This window comes from Ciceribacter sichuanensis, from assembly GCF_024055605.1.
In the GTDB taxonomy this organism is placed as follows: domain Bacteria; phylum Pseudomonadota; class Alphaproteobacteria; order Rhizobiales; family Rhizobiaceae; genus Allorhizobium; species Allorhizobium sichuanense.
Map to the genome: position 1 here is coordinate 88,828 of NZ_JAMXLX010000009.1, position 16,493 is coordinate 105,320.

The window sequence follows — 16,493 nt, forward strand, 5'->3', positions numbered from 1 at the left end:
ATGCGCATCCTGCTTCTCTGTCATAGCTTCAATTCATTGTCCCAGCGCCTGCATGTCGATCTGCGTCGGGCGGGGCATGAGGTGTCTGTGGAGCTGGATGTGCATGACGACCTGACCCGTGAGGCTGTCTCGCTGTTTTCGCCTGATGTCATCGTCGCGCCTTTCCTGAAGCGGGCGATCCCGACAGATGTCTGGCGGCGGACCCTCTGTCTCATCGTTCATCCCGGTATTCGCGGTGACAAGGGACCGAGTGCGCTGGACTGGGCAATCCTCGATGGCGAGGAGCGCTGGGGCGTGACGCTGATCGAAGCGCGGGAGGAAATGGATGCCGGCCCCGTCTGGGCGTGGCGGGAATTTCCGATGCGGCTTGCGCGCAAGTCGAGCATCTATCGACATGAGGTGACGGAGGCCGCCGTCGCCTGTGCCTTCGAAGCCATCGGCCGGTTGGAGCGGCAGGAGGGCGCGGAGATGCCGGCAAACTGGGGCGGAGGGCGCGAGCGCCCCGCCTGCCGCAGGGCGGACCGGATGCTCGACCCCTTCACGCAGACGGCGGAGGAAGCGCTTCGCATTATCCATGCTTCGGATGGTGATCCGGGCGCCTGGCTGACAATAGGCTCGGAGGCGTTTCTGTCTTTCGACGCCAGTCTTGCGTCGGGCCTTTCAGGCGCGCCCGGTGCGCTTGTCGGACGCTGTCGGCAGGCCGTGGCCGTTGCGTTCCGGGAGGGGGGGCTCTGGATAGGCCATTTTCGCAGGGCGGAATCGGGCAGCCTCAAACTGCCGGCGCTGGCATTGCTCGGTGAAGATGCGCGGGACCTGCCCGTTATCGCGGGACCGGAGAACTGCCGCTATCACGAAGAGGGTGGCGTCGGGTTTCTCGATTTTCGCTTCTACAATGGTGCCATGTCTTCGGAGGATTGTGAGGCTCTGCGTGAAGCAGTCGCGACCGCAAAGACGCGGGCCTTGCCGGTGCTCGTCCTGCAGGGCGATGCCGATTGCTGGTCGAACGGTATCCATCTCGGTCTCATCGAAAACGCCGCAAGTGCTGCCGACGAATCCTGGTGCAACATCAATGCCATGAACGACCTGGTGCGGGAGATCATCGTCTCGGACGACCGGCTGGTGATCGCGGCAGTTATCGGCAATGCCGGCGCCGGCGGCGTTTTCCTGTCGCTTGCCGCCGATGAAGTCTGGATCCGCGAAGGCGTGGTCCTCAATCCGCACTACAAGGATATGGGAAATCTCTACGGCTCCGAATACTGGACCTATCTTCTGCCTGCCCGCGTCGGGGAGGAGCGTGCCCGGCGCGTCACGCAGGCGCGGCTGCCGATGGGGATAGACGAGGCGCTGGAACTCGGTCTCGTGACGCGACGCCTTCCCGTAGATGTTTCATCTGCTGTTGCGGAGCTTCGCCGGGCGGCAATCGAACTCGCCGCATCGCCGGATCTGGCTGACCGTATCGCCGCCAAGCGCAAACGCCGGCTTCGTGACGAGGCCGACAAGCCGCTTTCTGCCTATCGCGCAGAGGAGTTGCAGCGCATGCGGCGGAATTTCTATGGCTTTGATCCGAGCTATCACGTGGCGCGGCACAATTTCATCCGCAAAACGCCGAAGTCGCGCACGCCGGTGACACTCGCTATACATCGTGCCGGGAGGAATGGCGTGGACCGCAGGAGGAGCATCACATGACAAACCCGCACGCAACCGTCCTTGTCGTGGATGACGAGGTTCGTTCGATCGAAGCGATCCAGCGGGTGCTCTCCGACGAGTTCGAGGTGATCGGCGCTCGTAACGCCAAGGAGGCGGAGGAGGTACTTGAAGGCGAGATGGTGCAGGTGATCCTGTGTGACCAGCGCATGCCCGGCGAATCCGGTGTCGACTTCCTGAAGCGGGTGCGCGAGCTATGGCCGGATACGATCCGCATCATCATCTCGGGATATACCGATAGTGGCGATATCATCGAGGGCGTCAACAATGCTGGCATCTACCAATATATCACCAAGCCGTGGAGCCCCGACAAGCTGATCGCCTGCGTGCGCGAGAGCGCCAATCTCTGGCGCCTGCAGCATGAAGTCACCGACATGCGCATCGAGGTGAAGCCCGCGAGCGAGGCGTTGCAGAAGGTCATCAGCGACCGCCGCCGCAATCAGGCGCAATCCTTTAGCTTCGACCGGATCGTTCATCGCGCTGACAGTCCGCTGGTCAACTCCATCGCGCTTGCAAGACGGGCGGCGCGCTATGACGTTTCGGTGCTCGTTACAGGTGCATCGGGGACCGGCAAGGAGCTGCTGGCGCGCGCCATCCATCAGGAATCCGCCCGCGCCGACAAGACATTTGTGGTTGAGAATTGCGGCGCGCTGCCTGACGAGCTTCTCGAAAGCGAACTCTTCGGCTGCAAGAAGGGAGCCTATACCGGCGCCTATCAGGATCGCATCGGGCTTTTCGAACTCGCTGACAATGGCACGATCTTTCTCGATGAGATCGGGGAGACCTCGCCGGCCTTTCAGGTGAAGCTGCTGCGTGTTCTGCAGGAGGGCGAAATCCGGCCGCTCGGCGCGCAGCGGCCGCGCAAGGTCAATGTTCGGGTTATCTCTGCCACCAACCGCGATTTGCTGGCCGAGGTTGCGGCCGGACGCTTTCGCCGTGACCTCTACTATCGGCTGGCGGCCTTTCCGATCCATATGCCGGCGCTTAGCGACCGGATCGAGGACATTCCCGCCCTTGCGGGCCGGATCCTCACGCAGGTCAACCAGTCGTTCAACCGGCAGGTGGCGGGTTTCCATCCGCGTACACTCGACCTGATGACCTCCTATTCCTGGCCGGGCAACGTGCGCGAACTGCAGAACGAGATCCAGCGGATGACCGTGCTTTCCGACGGCAATGAACCGCTGCCACCCGAGCTTCTGTCGCCGGCCATCCGCAACGGCGAGGTGACGGCCACACAGACCCCGGATGGCGGTCTGCGGCTGCTCAAGGACATGGTGGAGGAGGTCGAAAAGGCGGCGATCGAGGCAAGCCTCGCACGCCATGACGGCAATATCAGTCGTACCGCCGAGGAACTGGGCTTGTCACGCGTCGGGCTAAGAAGCAAAATCGAGCGGTACGACCTCAGGCGTTATCGCGATGACGAAAGTGATTGACAAGACGGACCGTCCCGCCGGCGAAGACCTCGCCGGAAAAGTCTCGCTGCCCAGCGTCTTTGCGCTTGATGGCTCGGGCGAAGCCATGTGGGTGGATGTCATTCACCGCATGGAGGAGGTCTATTCCGAACTCCTGCGCAACGAGACGGATCTTGAGCGCAAGAATGCCGAACTCGAGGAGGCGCAGACCTTCATTTCGAGCGTCGTCGCTTCCGTTTCGGATATTCTCATTGCCTGCGGTCGCGATGGCGTGATCCATAAGGTCAATCCGGCATTTCTCACTCTGGTCGGCATGGAAGAAGCGAAGGTGATCGGCACCCGCATCTTCGATTACGTGATCGAGGCCGATCGCAAGGAAGCTGAAAGGCTGATGAGCGCGGGGCAGCAAGGCCGGGTTCTGGAAGGCGACCTGCATTTCAGGGCGGCGGCGGATCGCGAGGAATGCCTCGCCATGCGTTGCGCCGCTCTTTTCGACAGCCGGCGGCGGCGTCTTGGTGCGGTGCTGACGGGGCGGCCGATCAGCGAACTCAGGCAAGCCTATCAGGCGCTGCATCAGGCGCATCTCGAATTGCAGACGGCGCAGCGCAAGCTGATCGAGCAGGAGAAGATGGCAAGCCTCGGCCGGCTCGTTGCCGGTGTCGCTCACGAGCTCAACAATCCGATCAGCTTCGTCTACGCCAACATCTACACGCTCGACCGTTATCGCAAGAACCTCGTCTCTTATCTCGATGCAGTGCATCAGGGTGCCGGAGACGATGAGATTGCGGACCTCAGGCGTGGGCTCAAGATCGACAGTATCCTCTCAGACATCGCGCCGCTTCTCGAAGGCACTCTGGAGGGCGCCGACCGGGTCAGCGAGATCGTCAAGAATCTCAGGCGTCTCTCGTTCAGCGAGACGGGCGAGCGCCATGCAGTCGATCTCGACAGGGTGCTGCGTAACTCCACGCATCTTGCCGTGCGGGCCAAGAATGCGATGGCGGAAGTCTCGATCGACAGCGATGCCAACCTCTTCGTCGATGCCCATGAAGGGCAGATCCATCAGGTTCTCGTCAACCTGATCGCCAATGCGCTGGATGCCGTTGCCGACCGGCAGAACGGGCGGGTGGACATCTCCACAAGGCAGCGCGGGGATTCCGTCGAGATCGTGGTCAGCGACAATGGTCCGGGTATTGCGGAAACCGAGATGAACAAGGTTTTTGAACCCTTCTTCACGACCAAGGATGTCGGCGAGGGAACGGGCCTGGGGCTCTGGATCACGTTCACCATCGTGCAGGACTATAACGGCGAGATCACCGTGCGCAACAACGAGGCGGGCGGTGCCGAATTTCATGTGCTTCTACCGCTCGCGCGATAGGCAGTACGGATTGGATATGCGGTTTTCTCCCGTCGAGCGGGATTTTTCCCTTACGAACCGGATGAGGGGGCAGCGCCCACGGATGCGCGCTCGATGAGCCGTGTCTGCAGCACGACCCTGCGGCCTTCGCCAACTTCTCCGTTCAACCGTTCCACCAGCAGCGTGGCGGCGGCTTCCCCAAGCTGGTAGACGGGCTGTTGCACGACGGTCACCGGTGGTGAAGTGACGGATGTCCAGTCGGCGTCGTGAAAGGACACCAGCGAAAGGTCGTCCGGCAGGGTGAGGCCCAGTTCACGCGCGACCTTGAAGACTTCAAGGCCGATCACGCTGTCGGAAGCGATGATGGCGCTCGGCCGTTCCGCCGATTGCAGCATGTTCAGCACGGTCCGACGTGTTGCCTCGGGGCTGTTGGCTCCGACACGCACCCATTCCTCCATGCTGGTCAGCGATGCCTCGCGACAGGCGCCGAGATGCCCCTCGATGCGGCGCCGGACGGAGTCGGTATAGATGTCGTCCAGCGAATGAAACACATGGTCCGGGGTGTCGCAGGCCGTGACGTAGGCGATGCGGCGATGTCCGCGCCCGATCAGCAGTCTGGTTATGCCCTCCGCCGCCTGCATGTCGTCCGCAATGACGGTGTCGACGTTCAGGGATGGTGCCGAGCGATCCAGCAGGGCAAGCGGGCGGCCGGAACGTTCGATATCTTTCAGATGTTCGACATCGCCTTCCTTCGCCGGAGAGACGATGATGCCATCGACGCGCTTGGCGACCAGCGTGCGGATCGCCGCCTTTTCCGCGGCGACGTCTTCTCCGGAATTGGACAGGATGACGTTGAAGCCGGCGAGGCGGGCGACATCGGTGATGCCGCGCACGGCAAGGCTGAAGAACGGGTTTTCGATATCGCCGACGACGACGCCGATGGTTCCGGAGCGTCCGGTGGTCATGCTGCGGGCGAGTTCATTCGGGCGATAATCGAGTGCGCTGGCAGCAGCCTTCACCGCCTCGCGGACCTTGGCGCTGACTGTACCGTAGCCTCCCAGAACACGCGCCGCGGTTGCCTTCGAAACGCCCGCCTCGCGAGCGACATCGGCGACCGTAACGGAGGAAGATCTGGCTGGACTCTGTTCCATGACATTAGCCTTACAAGAGATATTGACGACTGGCAAATGCGAATATAACAATTGTCAAAACTGAAAGAGACCGGTCTCAAACTAAAAAGAGACCGGTCTCATAATCAAAACGGAATCCCCGGCATATGCGACGAGCATGGGCTGGACGGTTGACCTCGGTCACCGTCCGGATGGGACCCTTGCGCCCAAAACCGTCGCAAACGAGACCACCAGAGCAGGAGAACGAGCACATGAAACTTTTCGAAAACACATCTTCTCCGATAGGCCGGATGCGCGCTGCCATGCTCGCGCTGGCTCTATCCTTTACAGGCGTTACGGCCGCGACGGCACTCGCGGAAGACAATCCCTATGGCCTGATCGATTCTAAGATCATCAGCGTCGGCACGATGGGCGATGCCAAGCCCTATACGTTTACCACCGCTGACGGCAACTTTACCGGCTTCGATATCGAACTGTTCCTCAACGTCGCCGAACGCATCGGCTACAAGAAGGATCAGGTTGTATTCACCGGTCAGGAATTCTCGGCGCTGATGCCTTCCGTCGCGAACGGCCGTTTCGATGTTGCGGTTGCCGCGATCGGCACTACCGAAAAGCGCAAGCAGACCATCGACTTTTCCGACGGTTATCTGGCCGGCTATCTCTCGGTGCTGACGCCGGATGCCAAGATCACCGACGCTGAAGGGCTGAAAGGCAAGCGCCTCGGCGTCGTGCAGGGCACGCTGCAGGAAATCTATGCCCAGAAGAACTTCACCGGCGCCGATCTGGTCAAGTTCCCCGACAACAACTCTGCCGTCGTTGCTCTCAACAATGGTACGATCGACGCTCACTTCCTCGATTACGAGGCGGCCAAGGACTATACCGCCCGCTATACGGATCTGAAGGTTACCGTCAACATTCCGAGCTTTGACGCTCCGGCCGGTTTCGTGATCCGCAAGGGCAACGACGCCTTCCGGGAAGCCCTGAACAAGGGTCTGCACGAAGCCATGCAGGATGGGACCTGGAAGACCCTTTACGAGAAATGGTTCCCCGGCTCGCCGATGCCGGCTGAATATCTTCCCAAGTAAACCCGCCAAGTGATCCCGTTCGGCCCGGCGGCCTGCCGCCGGGCCCCGCATTTCAAGGAAGAGCTTGATGAACTGGCTTGAAAATCTGCGTCGCAGTTTCCTCGACTGGAACGCGATGGCCGAGGTGCTGCCGACCATGATCGCGGTCGGCCTGAAGAACACCCTGATCCTCGCTGCCGCCTCCACCGTCTTCGGCGTGATCATCGGCATGGTGCTGGCGATCATGGGTATTTCCCGTTCACCGTGGCTGCGTATTCCGGCGCGTGTCTATACCGATATCTTTCGGGGCCTCCCGGCCATCGTCACGATCCTCCTGATCGGTCAGGGTTTTGCCCGCATCGGCCGCGAATTGTTCGGGCCGTCGCCCTATCCGCTGGGGATCATGGCGCTCAGCCTGATTGCGGGCGCATATATCGGCGAAATCTTCCGTTCGGGCATCCAGAGCGTCGACCGCGGCCAGATGGAAGCCTGCCGCGCGCTGAGCATGAGCTATGGTCAGGGCATGAAGCTGATCGTCGTGCCCCAAGGTGTGCGACGGGTGCTGCCGGCGCTGGTCAACCAGTTCATTGGCAACGTCAAGGATTCGAGCCTTGTCTATTTTCTCGGTCTCCTGGCCTCCGAGCGCGAAATCTTCCGCGTCGGGCAGGACCATGCCGTCGTCACCGGCAATCTTTCGCCGCTTCTGCTCGCGGGTATTTTCTATCTCGTCATCACCGTGCCGTTGACCCATGTCGTCAACATGATCGACACGCGCCTGCGGCTCGGCAAGCAGAAGCCGTCGAGCGTCTCAAGCGGTCTCGAGGAGGTCGATGAACTCGATGGCGCAAAACGCGCCGATCCGAAATCCGGGGCGGGCTTCAAGGGCGGAAGCCTCGATGTGAAGAACCTCGGCATGGCCTATGGCGAACTGGATGTGCTGAAGGGTGTCGACCTTTCGGTGCGCCCGGGTTCCGTGACCTGCATCATCGGACCCTCCGGTTCGGGCAAGTCGACGCTGCTGCGCTGCCTCAATCGTCTGGTCGAGCCGAAGGCCGGCGACGTGTTGCTGGATGGCGAGAGCATTCTTGCCATGAAGCCGGAAAAGCTTCGCCGCCGGGTCGGCATGGTGTTCCAGCATTTCAATCTCTTCCCGGACCATACGGCGCTCGAAAACGTCATGCTGTCGCTCACCAAGATCAAGGGGATGCCGAAGGAAGAAGCCGAGCGCATCGCCAAGGCACGGCTGGCCGATGTCGGGCTGGCAAGCCGCCAGCATCATCGTCCCAGCGGTCTGTCCGGTGGTCAGCAGCAGCGCGTGGCCATTGCCCGGGCGCTCGCCATGGAACCCGAAGTCATCCTTTTCGACGAGGTAACGAGCGCGCTCGATCCTGAACTGGTGAAGGGCGTCCTCAACCTGATGGCTGATCTCGGCCAGCGCGGCATGACCATGGTGGTGGTCACCCATGAGATGGGCTTCGCACGGCGCGTGGCCGATCAGGTGGTGTTCATGGACGAAGGCCGCGTCGTGGAGGCGGGAACGCCCGAAGCGATCTTCGACAGCCCGCAGAGCCCGCGTCTCCAGCGCTTCCTGGCGGAAGTGCTCTGATCCCGCCGCCCGCATGAAGGCCCGTGATCGCATGGAAAATTGCATGAAGGAAGGTGCAGAGTGACACAGACGATAAGATGGGGGGTGCTGGGTGCCGCGGGCATCGCGGTGAAAGCTGTCATCCCCGCCATCCAGACAAGCCAGTTTGGAAGGGTGCAGGCCATTGCCTCCCGCTCGCCGGACAAAGCTGCGGATGTCGCGGCGAAATTCGGCATTCCCAAGGTCCATGGCAGCTATGAGGAGCTGCTTGCCGATCCCGAGATCGATGCCATCTATAATCCCCTGCCCAATCATCTGCATGTGCCGATGACGGTTGCGGCCCTGAAGGCGGGCAAGCCCGTGCTGTGCGAGAAGCCGGTCGCCTTGTCGGCGGATGGCGCGCTCTCGCTCGTCGAGGCGCAGAAGGCGTCGGGCCTGCCGGTGGCGGAGGCCTTCATGGTTCGCCATCATCCGCAATGGCAGAGAGTTCGGGTGCTGGTGAACGAAGGCCGGATCGGCGAGGTTCGCGTCATCCAGACGATATTCTCCTACTTCCTCGACGATCCGCAGAATGTGCGCAACCAGGCCGAGATCGGCGGCGGCGGGCTCTATGATGTCGGCTGCTGCGCGGTGAATACCGCGCGCTACATTTTCGGCACGGAGCCGCAACGCGCCGTCGCGCTGATGGATCGGGACAGCCGTTTCGGCACCGACCGGCTGACGAGTGGCCTGCTGGCATTTCCCGAAGGCCGGCAGCTTGCGTTCACCTGTTCGACCCAGCTCGCTTTGACCCAGAAGGTCACCATTCTCGGGACGAACGGGCGCATCGAGATCGCCATTCCGTTCAACGCGCCGGCGGATGCCGAGACAGTCATTGCAGTCGATGACGGCCGTGATCTTACCGGCGGCGGGCGGGAGGAAATCGTGATCGAGCCTGTCGACCAGTATCGCCTTCAGGCGGATGCCTTTGCGCATGCCGTTCTTACGGGCGAGCCGCTGCAAACGGGCCTAGACGATGCCGTCGCCAACATGAAGGCGATCGACGCGCTGTTCCGTTCGGCCCGCACCGGGCTGTGGGAAACCCCCTGATTACATCCAACGACATTTTTGATCCGTCAGACGAGAAGACAAGACCATGACAAACAAGATTTCCTCAGCAGTCATCATCGGCGCCGGTATTTTCGGCGTTTCCACCGCGACCCAGCTTGCCCGCCGGGGCGTGAAGGTGACTATCATCAATGATGGCCCACCAGCCAATGGCGCATCCGGACGCTCGCTTTCGTGGCTGAACTCCGCCCGCATGCGCTCGGAGGAATATCATCGCCTGCGCATGGCCGGTGTCGATCGTTACCGCACGCTGTCGGCGAAGCTGCCCGATGTGGACTGGCTGCGCTTCGAGGGCGGCCTCACCTGGGACGCGGACGGCGCCGGCAACGAGATCGACGCCGCCTATCGTTACGAGATATCGCTGGCCTATGACGCGCTGCATGTTCAGGGTTCGGATATCGCCAAGGTCACTCCCGGCATCGACGGCCGGGCGATCACGCCGCAGGGCGCAATCTTCAATCCCGGCGAGGGCTGGGTCGACCTGCCAATCCTGATTGACCATCTCCTTAAGGAGTTCTCGGCGCTCGGCGGCGTTCTGGTCACGGATCAGGGTGCTGCGTCGCCACTGGTGGAAGGCGGTTGCGCGATCGGAGCCGTGACGGCTTCCGGCAAGCGGTTCGAAGCGGACGCCGTACTGATCGCGACCGGGCCGGCGGTTCCGCGAATGGCTTCCGATATCGGCGCGACTATCGGCGATGGAACGCCGATTGCCCTGCTGATCCAGACCAAGCCCCTCGACCATCCGCTGCGTGCCGTGTTGAACACTCCCCGCGTTGCGGTTCGTCCCGCGCCGAACGGTACCTTCTCGCTCGATGCGGACTGGGCAGCCGAGGAGGTCGAGGTGAAGGCGGACGGGTCGCTCTTCGTGAAGCCCGAGACATTGCAGGGATTGCTGACCGAAGCCTCCAAGGTGATGGAAGGCAATCCGGTTCTGGAGGTCGCCTCTTATGGAGCCGGTCCGAAGCCGATCCCGGGCGACGGGGAGCCGGTGCTTGGAGAATTGCAGGGCGTTCCGGGTTGCTTTGTGGCCTTCAGCCACAGCGGTGCGACGCTCGGCCTGATCGTCGGCGAACTGGTCGCCTATGAAATGGCAACCGGTGCCCGTCATCCGATGCTTGCCACCTTCCGTCCGGAACGGTTTGCCAAGGCCTCCTGACAACTTAGCATTAGCAACGCGCGGCTCTGAAGCGTCGGCTCGATACTCGTAGCGCCATCCCGGTCCAGCGGTCGGGATGGCGCTTTGCGTTTGCACCGATGTTCCCATTTCGGAATCACGGAAAGTTGAATGTGCGCCAAAAAAATGTGGCTGACTTGTTCGTCTGGCGAGGCACTCTTGCCATTGGCGCGAATGTATTGATAAATATGATAAAATAAGTCTAGTTTAATTCCAGTCACGCGTCATGCGCCCGAACCCCCTGTAAATGCTTGGTATTGCCAAGGATTTTTCTGCCGCCTATTCGTTCGCGGTCGACAGGAAACGACCGGCGGCATGTCTGTGGGGTCTGTTGCAGGACGGAGATGGCGGCCGTGGCGGCGGTTCGGATTTCGAAGGATTGGGCTGGGGTGCCTCTGATGTCAGGGGCGTGCGCCGGCGTTTGTTGGGCAGGAAGACGAGTTTGAGTGCTATCTGGGAAAATGCCGGATGAACGAACGGCCCGATCTTCATTTCGGCCTGTACATGGCCCATCGCCCTGTGCTGATCGACTATGCGAGCCGTCTGCTCGGCACGCGTGAGGGCGCGGAGGACATCGTGCAGGAAGCCTTCCTGCGGTTCCTGCCGGCGACATCGCGCGGGGAGGCGGCCTTGCCGCCGAGGTCCTATCTGTTTCGCATCGTTCGCAATCTGGTGATCGACCGGCATCGCAGGCGGAAGCTGGAGGCGAAGCAGAGCGAGCAGGACGCTCCGGACTGGGCGGCGCCGCAGGCCATGCCGACGCCGGAGGAATCCGTTTTGTTTTGCGAGGGTATGCGCCGCGCCATGGACATGATTGCCAGCCTGCCGGAAAAACAGCGCATTGCATTGGAGATGGTCAGGTTCGGCGGGTATTCCGCCGAGGACGTTGCTGCCCATCTCGGCGTTTCGCTTCGTACCGCCTATCGGTTGGTAGAGGACGCGATGATCGCGGTGACCACTCGTCTGCAGCAGGATACGGACGATCTTCCTCCCCACGGGAGAAAGCCCTAATATGACAAGCATGAAGTTCGCTGCCGCTGGCACGGACCTGAACGATGAAACGGGAGCAACGGCTGTATTTTTCGGCCAGGCCGTTGGAAAGACTTAAGGAGCCCGCAAGGGGAACGACGTTGGGCAGCAAGGCAAGGACAGAGAGGGAACTGCTCGGCGAGGCGACACGCTGGATCCTCCGGCTGCGCGGTGTTCCGGAGGGTTCTCCCCTGCGGTTGGAATTCGATGCCTGGGTGTCCACGTCGCCGGATCATCAGTCCGCCTGGGCGAGCGTCAATCAGGCCTGGAACGTTCTCGGCGCGGCTCAACCCGCCTATGCCGATAGAAACTGGGCCGTTGCTGCGTCTGATAGGACGGTTTCACCCTCGCGCCGCTCGCATCGGATTGTCCGACGGCTGCCGCGCCGGCCGTTTGCCCTTGCCGTTTCCGCCCTTGCAGCCATCTGTCTTCTCTGGGTGTTAGTGCCGGGGATGCTGATCGACTTGCGTTCCGATTACCGCACGGCGGCGGGCCAGACGGAACTCGTCCGCATGGCGGATGGCTCGACGGTCGAACTCAGCGGCAGCAGCGCCATTTCCACGCAGATTGCTTCCGGCGAGCGCCGTGTCAAGTTGCTTGCCGGCGCCGCATTCTTCGATGTCGCCCATGACGAGGGACGGCCGTTTCTTGTCGATGCCGACGGCATCGAGGTGACGGTGCTTGGAACCGCCTTCGATGTTCAGGTCTCCAGTGCTTCCACCACCGTTGCCCTGTTGCGCGGCTCGATCCGTGCGGAGATGACGAGAAGCGATGACGCTCCCGTCGTTCTCCATCCGGGTCAGGTTGCTGTCATCGATCACGCCGATGGCAAGGTTACGGTCAGGGACATCGCCCTTGAGGATATCGGCGCGTGGCGGGATGGAAAGATCCTGCTCGAAGGCGCGACCGTGCGCGAAGCGATCGAGATCGTGCAGCGCTATCACCCGGCCTGGATCGTCATTCCGGATAGCGGGCTTGCCGAACGCCGGATCAGCGGTCTCTTCGATCTTGCCGATCCCGACAAGGCGCTGACCGCTATCGTCGGTCCCTTCGGCGGCAAGGTGCGTGCAGTAACGCCGCTTTCCCGTGTGATTTCAAGACTCTGATTTATTATTTCCGCGATCCGGCGAAAAATTTCGAAAAAACTTGAGTCATTTTGGCAATTTTTCTGAGCCGCTCGTCTCTACTCATGAAAGCGCAGGACATGACGTCTGGCGGGCATGATCGGAGACGGAAAGCGGAATGCGTATCGGGGGTAGGGTAACAGGGGCGGCAGGGGGCAAGGCGCTGGCAGCAGTGACGTCCCGGTTGCTTGTCGGCGTGGCAGTGTGTGCATTATCGGGCGTACCGGTCTTTCTTGCCGGAGCATCTTTTGCACAGACTGCGCAGCCGCAGGTGCCTGCGCAGCCAGGAGCCCGTTCCTTCAACATTCTGTCCCAGCCGCTGACCGGCGCGCTGACGCAGTTCGGACGGCAGTCCGGTTTTCAGGTGGCTTTTCCGACGGAGGTCCCCAAGGGCTTGCGTTCGAATGCCGTGGTCGGCTTTTTCACGCCGCAGCAGGCCCTTGCACTGATGATGCAGGGGACGGGTATCTCCTACCGTATCACGGCGGAAGGGACCGTCATCGTTACCGGTCCGCAGACCGCGAACGATGGCGACGCGGGTGCCGTCGAAACGGGTGATGACACCGTCCTTGCGCCAATCGTCATTTCCGGAAAGACGGGGCGCTATGTCGCCACCGGCTCCGGTTATCAGGGCACGCCCGACTGGGTTTATCAGGAACCGGCATCGGTCAGCGTCGTTTCGCGCGAGGCTATCCGGGGCAGCGGGGGCCGCAATACGCGCGACCTGTTCAACAACATTTCCGGCGTCTATGCGGGCGAAGGTAATGGCAGCTTCCCTACGGTATCCCCTAACATCCGCGGTCTTCAGGATGCCGGGCGCGTCGTGGTTTCGATCGACGGCGCGCGGCAGAACGCGCAACGCGGTCTGGGCTTTGGCGGGAGCGATGGCGGCTACCAGTCGGATTCCGGGCAGGCCTATGTCGATACGGCCTTCATCCGCTCGGTCGAGGTGGAAAAAAGCACCGATGCTTCATCAGGCAATGTCGGTTCACTTGGTGGTTCGGTCGATTTCCGCACGGTGGGTGCCGAAGACCTGATCAAGGACGGCAAGAAATGGGGCGTGGAGCTGAATGCCGCGCGCGGCAACAACGCCTATGACTTCCAGGGTTCGATCCTCGGGTCTGCCCATCTCGGCGATACGCCGTTCTCCGTGACCGGCGGTTACAGCCGTACCAAACTCGGGGAATACGAGATCGGCGGCAACGGTGATGCGACAACCACGGAAGACACGATGAAGAACCAGCTCGGTCGCGAGAGCTGGTCTTCCCTGGCGAAGATCGAGGGCGATTTCGGAGACGTCCAGACCTCGCTCTCCTGGATGCATCAGGAAAACGAGTTCCTCTACGGCTCCTCCGGCGGCACCAGCCGCAACTTCGAGGACGCGCGCAACGACAGCGTTTCGGCGGAACTCAAGTGGGATCCGGAAAGCGAACTGATCGATTTCACCGGTCGGTTCTGGTTCAACGATTCCATGACGAAGGAAACGCGCGAGGCTCGCAGCAACGGCACGCCCGATACCTTCATCGATGCCGGGCTGAAGAGCTTCGGCGGCTCGCTGGAAAATACCAGCCGCTTCGATACGCAGGCCGGTGCGCTCAGCGTCAACTACGGCGTCGAGGCGTTTCGCGATATCGCGGCTTCCAGCGCCTCAAGCGCGACCATCGCTCTCAATCCCGACTGGGCCAGCAACTATACATCTTTCAGCCCGGACGGGCGGCGCGATATGGCGAGCCTATTCATCAACGGAGCGTTGGAGCCGACGGATTGGGTCACCCTGCGGGCTGGACTACGCTATGACTGGTCGAGGTTGCAGGGAACGTCGACCTATTACACGCGTCGCTCGACCACCACCGATACCTCGCGCGTGGCGACCGCCGTTTCGGTCTATCGCGACTTTCTGCTGTCGCTGGGATCGGCGGGCGCGAGCACTTACAACACCCTGACAATGCTCTGCAATGTGCGCAATATCGCCAGCGCCTGCGCAACATTGAATGGTGGTGGAGAAATCGTTAACGGCAGTTGGTATCGCACGGGGCAGTGGATCCCGGGCGAGATCGTTACCACCGTCGACTATCCTTCCTACGAGATGGACATCAACCGCACAGACGATGCGTGGCTGCCCTCGGCGAGTATCGAGTTCAAACCCACCGACTGGTTCCGTCCCTTCGTCACCTATTCCCACAGCTTCCGTCCGCCGACCATTCTCGAAACCTTCTTCTCCGGCGGTACTCCGGGCGAAGGTGCACCGGGCACGATTTTCGCGCCCAATGAGTGGCTGAAGCCGGAAAGGGCGCGTACTGCCGAAATCGGCGCCAATATCCTCCTGGATGATGTCTTGCAGGATGGCGACTCCCTGCGGCTGAAGGCCACCGCCTTCTATCGCGAAGTGGACGATTACATCGTCCTTGGCTCCATCCTGACCCCGGGTGTGACCGACAGGAGCTACTACGGTTTCGTCAATTATGACGGCACCACCACGATGCGTGGCGTCGAGCTGGAAGGGAACTACAATGCCGACCGTTTCTGGCTCGGCGGCTCCATGACCTTCCTCGATACGGAGTGGCCCGAAAAGACACAGGTCTTCTCCAACGGCACCGTCACGACCGATGGCGAAGTCTTCGCTACCTCGGGTGCGGTGGCTCCAAGGTTCAAGGTCACGCTTGACGCGGGCCTGAGGTTCTTTGAAAATCGTCTCTCCATCGGTGGTCGCCTGACGCATGTCACGCCGACCCAAAGCCGGACTCTTGATGACGACGGCAACCTCAGGGAGGTCACTGATCCCTACACCGTGGCCGACGTCTATGCTTCCTACGCGCTGACGGACAGCGCCACGCTCAGACTGGCCGTCAACAACGTGACGGACCGCAACTACATCCCGGCGACCAGCTCCTACACAGCGCCGGGGAGAACCTTCCTGGCATCTCTCAACATGAGGTTCTGATGCAAGAAATCCGCGATGACTTTCCGATGCAACGCAGTCTCCCCGAAACCGTGGCGGTTTTGTCCGGGGAGCACTGTCCGGGCTGAGATCCGGCATTTTGCAACACCCATCCGAGGAGCAGACAAATGGCTGCAATCATTGAACTCACTTCGGCTTCTTCCAATCTGGAAGCTTACCTGACAAGTTGGACCAGCGGTTTCCAGACGAGCTACGGCGCGTTCTGGGACGAGGGCGCAGGCCTTGTGACCAACCCCGTGGCTGGCACGACCTATGAGCAGTGGGGCAACGGCACCGCCGGCAGCAAGGGCATCTACCTTGAGGGCGAGGTCCAGTATGCCCGCGGTAACCTGACGGGCACTGTCGACACGATCACGCTCGGCAGCGGCTTCAGCCAGTCGAACGCCAGCGGCTTCAGCGTCTCGGCCGAACTCGTGATCACGCCTGACAGCACGATCCCGGGCGCCGGTCAGGATTCCTTCGATTGGGCGATCTATGATCTGACGGTCAACGGCTCGCTTTCCAGCTTCTACGACTACCTCGGCGAAGTCGGCACCGTTATCGAAGACACCACCGCCTCCAACGTTCTCGTCGGCTTCTCCGGTGCTGACACCTTCGTCTTCTCCGGTGGTGTGGACACGGTCAAGGCGGGCCCTGCCGGCACCTATGGATACCAGGACGGAACGGATACGCTGGACGTATCGGCATGGGGCGCCAGCTCGGTCGACGATATCTACTGGTATGACGATACCGACGGCTATGCGGTCATCGGCTCGGTCACCGACGCATCCGTCGGCATCACGCTCGTCGGTGTCAGCTCCAGCGTTCTCGACGTGAGCGACTTCATCTTCGCTCCGGCGCTGGCCGCTTGA

At 61.5% G+C, this 16,493-nt stretch carries 13 protein-coding genes; 12 read left to right on the plus strand and 1 reads right to left on the minus strand.

Features of this window, described 5'->3' with window-relative positions; translation table 11 throughout:
- The 3 genes from NBH21_RS21965 to NBH21_RS21975 are packed head-to-tail and all read left to right on the plus strand — an operon-like array spanning position 1 to position 4,491.
- A complete protein-coding gene (locus tag NBH21_RS21965; protein ID WP_250915081.1) occupies positions 1-1,686 on the plus strand; it encodes an enoyl-CoA hydratase-related protein in 1,686 nt (561 codons plus the stop codon).
- Complete coding sequence (locus tag NBH21_RS21970; protein ID WP_250915082.1) at positions 1,683-3,137, plus strand: sigma-54-dependent transcriptional regulator; 1,455 nt, start codon at positions 1,683-1,685, stop codon at positions 3,135-3,137. Before NBH21_RS21965 ends, NBH21_RS21970 begins: the two co-directional genes overlap by 4 nt.
- The gene (locus NBH21_RS21975) at positions 3,121-4,491 is read left to right on the plus strand and encodes a sensor histidine kinase (RefSeq protein WP_250915083.1); all 1,371 of its coding nucleotides are present in this window, start codon (positions 3,121-3,123) and stop codon (positions 4,489-4,491) included. The genes NBH21_RS21970 and NBH21_RS21975 overlap by 17 nt, the downstream gene beginning before the upstream one ends.
- Positions 4,492-4,541: 50 nt before the next feature.
- Here the strand turns inward: NBH21_RS21975 and NBH21_RS21980 are convergent, their stop codons facing one another.
- Positions 4,542-5,621: a LacI family DNA-binding transcriptional regulator gene (locus NBH21_RS21980; protein WP_250915084.1), complete on the minus strand. Its 1,080-nt coding sequence runs from the start codon at positions 5,619-5,621 to the stop codon at positions 4,542-4,544.
- A 269-nt stretch (positions 5,622-5,890) separates the two neighbouring features.
- Between NBH21_RS21980 and NBH21_RS21985 the strand changes: the two genes are divergently transcribed.
- From NBH21_RS21985 to NBH21_RS22030, 9 genes are all read left to right on the plus strand, one after another.
- Positions 5,891-6,685: an ABC transporter substrate-binding protein gene (locus tag NBH21_RS21985; protein WP_425340467.1), complete on the plus strand. Its 795-nt coding sequence runs from the start codon at positions 5,891-5,893 to the stop codon at positions 6,683-6,685.
- 67 nt (positions 6,686-6,752) lie between these two features.
- Positions 6,753-8,270, plus strand: coding sequence for an amino acid ABC transporter permease/ATP-binding protein (locus NBH21_RS26125; protein ID WP_280924990.1), 1,518 nt, complete (start codon positions 6,753-6,755; stop codon positions 8,268-8,270).
- A 60-nt stretch (positions 8,271-8,330) separates the two neighbouring features.
- Positions 8,331-9,338, plus strand: coding sequence for a Gfo/Idh/MocA family protein (locus tag NBH21_RS22000; protein WP_250915086.1), 1,008 nt, complete (start codon positions 8,331-8,333; stop codon positions 9,336-9,338).
- A gap of 46 nt (positions 9,339-9,384) precedes the next feature.
- The gene (locus NBH21_RS22005; RefSeq protein WP_250915087.1) at positions 9,385-10,512 is read left to right on the plus strand and encodes an NAD(P)/FAD-dependent oxidoreductase; all 1,128 of its coding nucleotides are present in this window, start codon (positions 9,385-9,387) and stop codon (positions 10,510-10,512) included.
- A gap of 265 nt (positions 10,513-10,777) precedes the next feature.
- Positions 10,778-11,002 carry a hypothetical protein gene (locus tag NBH21_RS22010; protein WP_250915088.1) on the plus strand — a complete coding sequence of 75 codons (225 nt, stop codon included), beginning with the start codon at positions 10,778-10,780 and terminating at the stop codon, positions 11,000-11,002.
- Positions 10,999-11,541, plus strand: coding sequence for an RNA polymerase sigma factor (locus NBH21_RS22015; RefSeq protein WP_250915089.1), 543 nt, complete (start codon positions 10,999-11,001; stop codon positions 11,539-11,541). The genes NBH21_RS22010 and NBH21_RS22015 overlap by 4 nt, the downstream gene beginning before the upstream one ends.
- 119 nt (positions 11,542-11,660) lie before the next feature.
- On the plus strand, positions 11,661-12,665 hold the full coding sequence (locus NBH21_RS22020; protein ID WP_250915090.1) for a FecR family protein: 1,005 nt from the start codon (positions 11,661-11,663) through the stop codon (positions 12,663-12,665).
- A gap of 136 nt (positions 12,666-12,801) precedes the next feature.
- The gene (locus NBH21_RS22025) at positions 12,802-15,624 is read left to right on the plus strand and encodes a TonB-dependent receptor (protein WP_250915091.1); all 2,823 of its coding nucleotides are present in this window, start codon (positions 12,802-12,804) and stop codon (positions 15,622-15,624) included.
- A gap of 125 nt (positions 15,625-15,749) precedes the next feature.
- Positions 15,750-16,493 carry a hypothetical protein gene (locus NBH21_RS22030; protein WP_250915092.1) on the plus strand — a complete coding sequence of 248 codons (744 nt, stop codon included), beginning with the start codon at positions 15,750-15,752 and terminating at the stop codon, positions 16,491-16,493.